General features: G+C 31.1%; 10 protein-coding genes and 1 tRNA gene. 3 read left to right on the top strand and 8 right to left on the bottom strand.

Annotated elements, in window-relative coordinates:
* The 5 genes from WBN21_RS02380 to WBN21_RS02400 all read right to left on the bottom strand — a co-directional run.
* A partial coding sequence (locus WBN21_RS02380; protein WP_424197702.1) for a TetR/AcrR family transcriptional regulator occupies window positions 1-290 on the bottom strand: 290 nt, incomplete at its 3' end.
* Between the two features lie 103 nt (window positions 291-393).
* Window positions 394-690, bottom strand: a complete 297-nt coding sequence (locus WBN21_RS02385; protein WP_424197703.1) for a hypothetical protein — start codon at window positions 688-690, stop codon at window positions 394-396.
* Between the two features lie 15 nt (window positions 691-705).
* Window positions 706-1,779, bottom strand: a complete 1,074-nt coding sequence (gene cydB / locus WBN21_RS02390; RefSeq protein ID WP_424197704.1) for a cytochrome d ubiquinol oxidase subunit II — start codon at window positions 1,777-1,779, stop codon at window positions 706-708.
* A gap of 2 nt (window positions 1,780-1,781) precedes the next feature.
* Entirely contained in the window at window positions 1,782-3,113 is a 1,332-nt protein-coding gene (locus WBN21_RS02395; protein WP_424197705.1) for a cytochrome ubiquinol oxidase subunit I, read from the bottom strand.
* 108 nt (window positions 3,114-3,221) lie between these two features.
* Entirely contained in the window at window positions 3,222-3,947 is a 726-nt protein-coding gene (locus WBN21_RS02400; RefSeq protein WP_424197706.1) for a peroxiredoxin, read from the bottom strand.
* A gap of 246 nt (window positions 3,948-4,193) precedes the next feature.
* Here WBN21_RS02400 and WBN21_RS02405 point away from each other — a divergent pair, with 246 nt between their 5' ends.
* Together WBN21_RS02405 and WBN21_RS02410 are read left to right on the top strand one after the other, a co-directional pair.
* Entirely contained in the window at window positions 4,194-4,529 is a 336-nt protein-coding gene (locus WBN21_RS02405) for a hypothetical protein (RefSeq protein ID WP_424197707.1), read from the top strand.
* 66 nt (window positions 4,530-4,595) lie between these two features.
* Window positions 4,596-6,698 carry a TonB-dependent receptor domain-containing protein gene (locus tag WBN21_RS02410; RefSeq protein WP_424197708.1) on the top strand — a complete coding sequence of 701 codons (2,103 nt, stop codon included), beginning with the start codon at window positions 4,596-4,598 and terminating at the stop codon, window positions 6,696-6,698.
* A gap of 61 nt (window positions 6,699-6,759) precedes the next feature.
* Here WBN21_RS02410 and WBN21_RS02415 read toward each other — a convergent pair whose 3' ends face one another.
* On the bottom strand, window positions 6,760-6,909 hold the full coding sequence (locus tag WBN21_RS02415) for a hypothetical protein (protein WP_424197709.1): 150 nt from the start codon (window positions 6,907-6,909) through the stop codon (window positions 6,760-6,762).
* Window positions 6,910-7,101: 192 nt separating this feature from the next.
* Entirely contained in the window at window positions 7,102-8,121 is a 1,020-nt protein-coding gene (locus WBN21_RS02420; protein ID WP_424197710.1) for a Tll0287-like domain-containing protein, read from the bottom strand.
* A gap of 170 nt (window positions 8,122-8,291) precedes the next feature.
* Between WBN21_RS02420 and WBN21_RS02425 the strand changes: the two genes are divergently transcribed.
* Window positions 8,292-8,365 (top strand) — tRNA-Arg (locus tag WBN21_RS02425).
* A gap of 254 nt (window positions 8,366-8,619) precedes the next feature.
* On the opposite strand, the gene WBN21_RS02430 is transcribed toward WBN21_RS02425, so the two are convergent.
* A partial coding sequence (locus WBN21_RS02430) for a hypothetical protein (protein ID WP_424197711.1) occupies window positions 8,620-9,439 on the bottom strand: 820 nt, incomplete at its 5' end.

Here is a 9,439-nt window from a genome sequence, read left to right on the forward strand (position 1 = left end):
ACAATAAAGGAAATATAGTTTGAAGTAAAATTTCTAATCTTGTCTTCGATAGAAGAATCATCGTTTAATACAGCATTTAATTGTGGTGCTAGTAATGAAAACGCATTTTTGAAAACTGCTTCAAACAACAATTGTTTACTTCTATAATAATAGTGGAGCATGGCTTTGTTTATTCCTGCCTTATCTGCAATTTCTTGCATACGCGCCCCATCCATTCCTTTAGATTGAAATACGTTTTTAGCAGCATCTAATATCTGTTCTTCGGTAGTTTCGTCTTTTGTTTTTTTCATTTCAACTATATGGTTTAACCAAATGGTTAACAAATTTACAAAAAATAATCAAACATGATACTGTTTGATTATTTTTTAACTTTTGAATAACATATAATACTCATTATCGGTTCATTTTGCTATAAATCATTTTCGCAAATACAAGACCCAAAACGCCACCTAAAGCAGAAACGAACAAATTAATTATTAGTCTTAATCCATCAAACTCCCCATCTTTCATTATGTGCCATGGGTCAAAACCTAATCGTCCAAAAGTTTTGATTAATAAAATGCTTCCAAAAACACCAATTAAAGTATTCCCCTTAAAACCAAAAGTGTATTTCCTATTAAAATAGCCAAACAAATTGGCTCCAACAATTCCAATAAGAATACTGATTAATGAAATTAAAGTCCCTGTCATAATAGTATCGTTATACTAATGTCCATAATCCATCTTATCTATTTTTCCAGCCATTAGTCTTTTTTGAACAATGAAATAAACAATGAGAAGAATAAAACCAATAATACCCCAAGTTAAGGCGACTGATAATCCATATTCTGATGCAGCAGTATTGTAAATGGTTAAATGCTCATGCGTATCATTTACAGAAGGTAATATTACTGGGAATAATGATGCTAGAGATGATGTAATTCCACCTACAATTATTAAGGTTGACAAGGCAAACGCATGACTGTCTTTTTTGATTTTCTTAATAAAAAACATGCCAATCAACCCTGTTAAATAAATAAGCGGAAACACTAATAAATAGGGTTTTTCATTAAAATTATCTAAAGCATAAGGATTTACTTTTTGCCAAACTAATAAAGAAAAAATGGTAAGAATAGTAAGCGCAATATTTAACTTGAAAATAATTCCTTTTAGCTTCCCATTTATGGTTGAATTGGTTTTTAAAATTATCCAATTAGCTCCATGAATTGCTAAAGTTACAACCGAAATTAATCCTATAATAATTGTAAACCAGTCTATAACTCCAGGATGTTCAGCAAGTGGACTAAAACTACTATCCCATAAGGGTAAGAAAAAATAATGACCTTCATGAACCGAAATTCCATTATTAACACCACCTAAATTTACACCTCTAACGATATTGCCTAAAGCGATACCAAAAAATAAGGCTAGTAATATGCTAGAAACTCCAAAGGATTTGTCCCAAATATCTTTCCACATTTGATACTTAAATTGACCTCTAAATTCCAATCCAATTGCTCTAAAAACAATGAGCCATAAAACAATAATTAATGGTAAATAGAAACCACTAAAAACAGAAGCGTAAAACGTTGGAAAAGCCATAAAAAGCATCCCTCCAGCTGCAACCAACCATACCTCGTTAGAATCCCAAAATAGCCCCGCAGATTTTGTTATAACTTCTTTATCTTTTTCCTTTTTAGCAAAAAACAAATGAATGATTCCTGCACCAAAATCATAACCATCTAAAATAAAAAATATTGTTAGAACAATTCCTATTGCTATGTACCAAAATATTTCCATAATTAATGTGTTTTAGGTGTTGGTCCTTCGTTAATAGTTTTACCTACTAAGACTAAAAACAATAAACCTAGTAGCATATATAAGGCAACAAAACCCAATAATGTAAATAATGTATTACCAGAAGAAACTGTAGGTGAAATACCATCACTTGTTTTTAATAAACCGTAAACTAAATATGGTTGTCTCCCTATTTCTGCCGTGTACCATCCTGTAATGTTTGCTATATAAGGAAACGGAACTAAAAACATAATAGTCCATAGTAAAGGCTTTATATTATATAGTTTTTTTTGCCATAAAAAGAAAAGTGCTAAAGCCATCACGCCAATAAATATTGTACCTAAACCAACCATAATATGGTAGGAGTAATAAAGTGCAGGAATATTATCTGGTAATTCTTCTTTTTTAAACTGATCCATTCCCGGAATTTGTTTATCCCATTCTTGATAGGTTAAAAAGCTTAATATATTAGGAACAGCTATTTTATTATCTAACTTTTTTTCAATCATATTAGGTTGTCCAATAAGGACAATTTCGGCTCCAGCTTCTTCTGTTTCAAAAATACCTTCCATAGCCGCAAAGGTTCCTGGTTGGTGTTTTGCAACGTTTTTAGCGTTCCAATCTCCTGTTGGAAAAGCTACTAACACACTAGATATTAATCCGAATACCACGCCAGTTTTTAAAAATAATCTTCCATATTCAGAATGTTTATCTCTTAAAATATAAAAAGCACCTATACTTGACACCACAAATGCTGAAGTAACAACAGATGCGAATTGATTATGTAAAAAAGCAGGCAGAAGCCAAGGATTAGTAAATAGAGCTGAAAAATTTTCTAATACATATTTACCATTGTCTAAAATCTCGTAACCTACAGGATGCTGCATCCAAGCATTGGTCGCCAAAATAAACCAACCACTTGCCCAAGAGCCTAAAAACACTAAAAAGCCAGTTAGGAAATGTAGTTTTTGTCCCATTAATTTTTCACCAAAAATGAATAGCGCTAAAAATGAGGATTCTAAAAAGAAAGAGAACATGCCTTCCATTGCCAAGGTCTGTCCAATAATTCCGCCTGTTAGCTCAGAAAACTTTGCCCAATTGGTACCAAATTGAAATTCCATTGGAATTCCAGTCACAACACCCATTGTAAAATTAACAGCAAAGATTTTCATGAAAAACTTTGCAGCGTTGTTATATTTTTCGATGTTATTTTTTAAATATTTCCATTTGAAATAGACTATCATTAGCGATAATCCCATGGTTAATTGCGGAAATATGTAGTGAAATGTGATAGTGAAAGCAAATTGCAATCTATCGTAAAAGAGCATGTCTTCCATTACTTGATTTTATGTTTTTCAAAAATATAACCTTTCAATTGATTGATAAGTAACTTTTATCACAAAAAAAAGAGCCTCAAATCAGAGGCTCCTAAATCATTTTATAGACTAAGATTTCAATATTTCTTTCAATACTAAATCTTTATTTAACTTTTTCGTACAGAAGAACCAATCTTTACAATCTAATTCTTCAGTAGAAGTCATTCTTTCTTCTGCTACGCCACAAGATCCGGCAGGAGATATAATGACATCGTCGCCAGGATTCCAATCTGCTGGAGTTGCTACATTAAATTTATCAGACGTTTGCATGGCAATGAGCGCTCTATATAATTCATCAAAATTACGACCTAAACTTAAAGGATAATAAATAAGGGCGCGAACAATTCCTTTTGGGTCCACAAAAAAGACAGCTCTTACAGCTTGAGTTTTACTTTCTCCTGGCTGAATCATGCCGTATTTTTTGGCAACTTCCATTGAGATATCTTCAATTAAAGGGAATTTAACTTCGATGTTTTTCATTCCGTTAAATTCAATTTTATCCTTAATGGTTCTTAACCAAGCAATATGACTGTATAAACCATCAATTGATAAACCAATAAGACTACAGTTTGCTTTTTCAAATTTTTCTTCTAAATGAGCAAACGTCATAAATTCGGAAGTGCATACAGGTGTAAAATCCGCTGGATGACTAAATAATATAGACCATTTTCCGGTATAATCAGAAGGGTAATTAATTTCTCCTTGTGTAGTTACGGCTTTAAATTCTGGTGCTTTATCACCAATTCTTGGCATTGTAAATACTTGTTCTTCTTTTATAATTTCATTTGTATTCATGATAACTAGGTATTAATTAAATATATAACAAATGTAGTGTGTAATAATATTTTACTATGTAACATGAGTTACTACTCCTAGGTTTTTTTATTGTGAACTTTGAAAATTGAATTCAAAAAAACAAAGAGAGCTTTCAAATAAATATCATCATTTTTTATGATAAAAGTCATTACTAAGTTTTACCAGTTTTTTTATATTTGAAGCATGAAAATAAGCAAATACATTGTTGCGTTACTACTAATGGTATTGATTGTATTCAATAGCATAAAATCTTCGGTAACGTTTGCTTATTTTGAAATTGATCCAGTCGGTTTTATAGAAAATCTTTGTGAGAATACTGATAAACCTGAGTTGCAATGTGATGGTAAATGTCAATTAAAAAAAGTGGCTCAATCACAAGATAAAAAACAGAATACGCCTGAAAGTATTTTAGACTTCAAAGAACTCATATTATTTTCAAGTATTTACGAATCTATAGTGTTTCATCACAAAGAATCATTTAAAAAAGAGAATCCAACAATCTATCAAAATCTATATTCATTTAACAGAATAAATGATTGTTTTCACCCACCTCAAGTGTAGTTTTTATTCAATTACGGGTAGTTTTTTCTACCACTAGCAATTAAATAAAATATAAAAATACTATACATGAAAACAATATATAGTGTGCTATTTTGCGCGCTTATTACTGCTATGTCTTTTGGTCAAGAACATAACGAAACTAAAAAAGACACCACAAAACAAAAGATTAATATACTAGATGAAGTTTTAATTACTGGAAATATTAAACAAGATCCAGTACTAACTATTGTTTCTAATAATTACGAGGAAGATATTGTGCAACCTAAAAATGTTGCTGATTTGTTTAATAACATCAATGGATTTTCTGTAATTAAAAGAGGGAATTATGCCATCGATCCTTCGTTTAGAGCCGCTCAATATGAACAATTAAATATTCAGTATGACGGAGGAACCAAAGCTATGCATGCATGTCCGAACCGAATGGATCCTATTACTACGCATATTATTCCTGAAGAAATTTCAAAAATTGAAATTATAAAAGGTCCGTATACCGTTAGATATGGAGCAACTTTTGGTGGAATTGTAAACTTGGTAACTCAAAAACCAGATTATGAAGATTATGGTTTACACGGAAAAGTATCTGCTGGGTATGAAAGCAATGGAAACTCTATAGTAAACTTGGCGCAGTTACAATACATTCAAGAAAAATATGATATTGTTGCAAATGCTGGCTATAGAGATTTTGGTAATTATGAAGATGGTGATGGTATAGAAATTCCCTCCTCATTTAAAAGTACAGATTACGGAATTAAATTAGGTTACAACTTCTCAGACAACCAGCGTTTACAAGCACATTGGAGACAATCTTTTGGTCGTGACGTTTTGCATGCAGCTTTGCCAATGGATACAGAATATGATAATAGTAGCATTTTGTCGTTAGATTATAAATTAGATAATATTGGTACAATTGCTAAATCATTAACTGCAAAAGCTTATTACAGTTATGTTGATCATTTAATGACAAATGATAACAGACCCTCTTTTATGATGATGGAAGCAGCATCTGCAGTTGATGCAACAACCATTGGAGGGAAATTAGAATTAAACTGGAAACCACTAGAAAAGTTAAATATTTTTTCAGGTTTAGATGCTATGCATGTTGCTAGAGATGGCGGCAGAACGAGATTGGTGAAAATAATGAATGGCAATCTGTTGCCAATGCCTATGACATTTAACGATAAGGTTTGGCAAGATTCATACATTACAGATTTAGGTATATTTACTGAAGCAAAATATAGTATAAGTCCAAAAACGATATTTAATGCTGGTATTAGATATGATAATGTGACCTCAGACATACAAGATCCTGAAGCTGATTTTGCTGCCATGTATGACTTAGAAAAACGTACAGAACATAATATTAGCGGAACGGTTTCTATTAAAAATAGAGTTGCTGATAATTTTACATTAGAAGCTGCTTATGGTCGTGGTGTGAGGTCTGCTAATATGATTGAGCGATTTATTAATCACTTTACTGTTGGTCAAGATCCTTACGAATATATTGGAAACCCAAATTTAAAAGCAGAAGTTAATAATCAATTTGAAATTGGATTTAAGGGAACCGAACCTTTAAAAAAAGGTTTTAATAGTTTTAAGTATGAAACTTCTTTTTATTATTCGTTTTTTGAAAACTATATTGTTGGAATTGTTGATCCAACCATAATGAGGAAATTTAATCCTACGACAGACCCTACAAGTGTGAAAGTGTTTCAAAATATAGACGAAGCTTACAAAACGGGTTTTGAAGCTATGGCACAAATAGATTTTTTAAACGATTATTATTTTACAACAGAAGTAGCGTATGTGTATGCTAAAAACAAAGATTTAAATGAGTCTTTACCTTTAACGCCTCCCTTTAATACGAAGTTAAGATTAGGATTTCAGAAAGAAAAATTTTGGGGAAATGTGCAATACAATGTTGTGTCAAAACAAGATAATATTTCAGCTAGTTTTGGCGAAACGGAAACTGATGGTTACCAAACACTCGATGTTCGATTTGGCGTAAAACCAATTAAGAATATTACTTTAGGTGTTGCTGTTATTAATGCTTTTGACGAAGCTTACAATAGTCATTTAAACTTCTCATTTACTAATCAAGCAGATTTTGGACGCACTCCAATAACAGAACCAGGACGAAATTTCTCGGCCTTTTTACAGTATAAATTTTAAATAATAAAAAAAAAGGAGCACATAATTAATGCGCTCCTTTTTTTATTATTATAGTAATTGATTATTCTTCTTTAGGTTTATCATTTTTTCTATCTCCACTAACCATAAATTTCACTAAAATACCTATTAAAGCTAAACAGACTAATCCAAAAATGGCAATCATTATTACGCCATTACTCCAATTATATAATGCAATGTTTTGAGTTATCATAAATAATTTTTTTGTCGTTTTTCTAAAGGATAAAAATATTAATTGTAAATTTCACTAAACATGATATTTGTCAGGATAGGTTAATAATTAACTATAAGTTCCAATGTTTAAAATATCAAATAGGGTTTTTAACATTAAAGTTTTAGGAATTTGAATTATCATATTTAAAAAATTTGCTCATACCAGAAATGATTATTTATCAAAAGTAATACTCCAAATCCCTCTAACTTCATTTATATCATATCCTACCGCTTTATCCTTTGGGTAGAGGGCAGTTAATTTTGTTAATGTTCCTTGTTCAATTGCTTTATTAGTGGTGCCATGGCATTGTAAACACATATTGTTTGTGGTAATAGGGTAATAAACGTGCACTTTTTCACCCAATTCTTTTACAATGGGATTTGGTTCTTCGTTTTTTGAAATAACCTTTTTAAATGTTTCAATATACGCTAACTCCTCAGAATTTGCTTGATTGTTTGGGTTTCGTGGTTTGTCGGATACACGTTTTATTTTTGCGTTATGAACTACAGACATGCTATCTGTTAAAGGGTATGCTTTTTCATTACAAAACGCTAATGCTTCAAGGGTTCCCTTTTTCTGAATGGTTCCTAATAAATTTTTACCTAAAACAGCTTTTGTAGCTAAGGCATATTTCAGCCCGCGTTCGCCATATGGTAAATCTTGAAATTGGATTTGAGATTGTTGTTTTCTATAACCATTTCCATTACCTTTTCCCATGCCTTTTCCCATGCCTTGCCCATTGCGATTTCCTTTTTGTTGATTAAAGTGATCTTCAAACCATTCTGGTTGCTCAATATCAAAATCATACATATAATCTGCTATTTCATTGATGGTTTCCTCTGGGTAAGGTGTTTTTGGCATAACGCCAAAGCGGCTAACTGCACCAAACATTTTGGCATCACCTTCGTTTGGGTTTTTTATCCAAGCTTGCATGGCAGAAATAAATTCTTCTTTGGTGGTATCATCATTAATATAATGTTTTTTTATGGCTATCATTGGTGGAGCTATTCTGTCATCCTCTGTAGCAGAAGGGCTGTGGCAAACATAACAATTGGTTTCCATGAGCTTTTTTCCTGGATGATTATTGGCTTTTAATTGTTTTTCGAATGCTGTATATTCTTTGTTTTTAGCGTTATTACAGCTAAAAATTAAAATGGAACCTAGTAATAACAAAGCAAATTTTCTCATCATGACATTAATTTTATATTATAAAATTAATTGAAAACACACAATAGTATTGTAACATTGGTTACTTACCTGTTTAATTACTTGGTTGAAAAAAATAAAAATAATTTGATTAATAAGAAAGAAATATTTTGGTAGTGTTTTAATAAAAAATGTATATTTGCACCCACAAAAAAGGCCTCGTGGCGCAACTGAATAGCGCACTTGATTACGGCTCAAGAGGTTACTGGTTTGAATCCAGTCGAGGTCACGAATAAATAAAAAATCCAAACGTTAAATCAAGCTTGCTTGAATTTATAAGTTTGGATTTTTTATTTTCAAAGCGGAGCTTTGTCTGGATATGCAATCCAATTATTTCGTTAAATCAAGCTTGTTTAAATTTATAAGTTTGGATTTTTTGTTTTCAAAGCGGAACTTTGTCTGGATATCTATTCTTGTTGAGATGAGCGTATTAAAAAAGACTTTCAATTAATTGAAAGCCTTTTTTAATTAATTTTTAAATTCTTATTGAATGCATTTCAATTTATCCATAAAGAATTCTTTATATTCTATAAAATTTATTTCCTTATAGCCTTCTGTTCCACGAATTATAATAGATTTTATTGGAGATTTTTTCAAAATTTCAATTTGGTTAATTGATAAACTCGCTTTAAAAAGGAACGTGTCACCACATTCAATATCCCAAGAGTGATAAAAGGCGATAGTTCTATTGTCCTCTAAAGTTACTTTTACAGTCGACCTTTGGTTAGGAAGATATGAAGCACACCCTAAATCGCCTTTATAATTAAAAAAGACATTTTCTTTCCTGCCTTGTTTATATAGTTCTACGGTTAAGTTGTTTCCTAAACTATAAGGTTCGGTTCTAATGGTGGTGATATTATAAAATTTGTCATATTCGTTAATTTGATAATGACATGAATCTCTAAATTTCATCCTTTCAAGAAGTGCTTTTTTTCTTTTATCTTCTTCTGAATTAGAATTTGTATTAATTGTTTCTTGCGCCGTTGCCCTATTATTTCTAATTGATTCTAATTCTTTTCGTTCTTGATCAATAATTCTAGATATAGAATCATTTTTTCTTCTTAATTCCATTAATTGTTTTGATTCTTGCTCTCTAACTTTTACAATAGAATCGTAACGTCTTTTTTCAATAAGTAATTTTTGTTGCTCCTTTTGGGTTTCACTAATTGTATTTTGATTTTTAATTTTTGCCAAGGCATCTTGTTGTGCTTTTGCGTTGATAACTGAATCGTTCCTTTTTCTTAAATTTTCTAGTTCTCTTTCTTTGGCTACTTTAATTTTGGCCTCTTTTTCTGCCATAACT

Origin of the sequence: Algibacter sp. (assembly GCF_049667265.1) — a bacterium.
GTDB lineage: Bacteria > Bacteroidota > Bacteroidia > Flavobacteriales > Flavobacteriaceae > Algibacter_B.

Bases quoted from the DNA above. Each gene is read 5' to 3' on its own strand.
- WBN21_RS02385 (WP_424197703.1), bottom strand. From the start codon at position 690: ATGACAGGGACTTTAATTTCATTAATCAGTATTCTTATTGGAATTGTT.
- cydB (WP_424197704.1), bottom strand. From the start codon at position 1,779: ATGGAAATATTTTGGTACATAGCAATAGGAATTGTTCTAACAATATTT.
- WBN21_RS02395 (WP_424197705.1), bottom strand. From the start codon at position 3,113: ATGGAAGACATGCTCTTTTACGATAGATTGCAATTTGCTTTCACTATC.
- WBN21_RS02400 (WP_424197706.1), bottom strand. From the start codon at position 3,947: ATGAATACAAATGAAATTATAAAAGAAGAACAAGTATTTACAATGCCA.
- WBN21_RS02410 (WP_424197708.1), top strand. From the start codon at position 4,596: ATGAAAACAATATATAGTGTGCTATTTTGCGCGCTTATTACTGCTATG.
- WBN21_RS02415 (WP_424197709.1), bottom strand. From the start codon at position 6,909: ATGATAACTCAAAACATTGCATTATATAATTGGAGTAATGGCGTAATA.
- WBN21_RS02420 (WP_424197710.1), bottom strand. From the start codon at position 8,121: ATGATGAGAAAATTTGCTTTGTTATTACTAGGTTCCATTTTAATTTTT.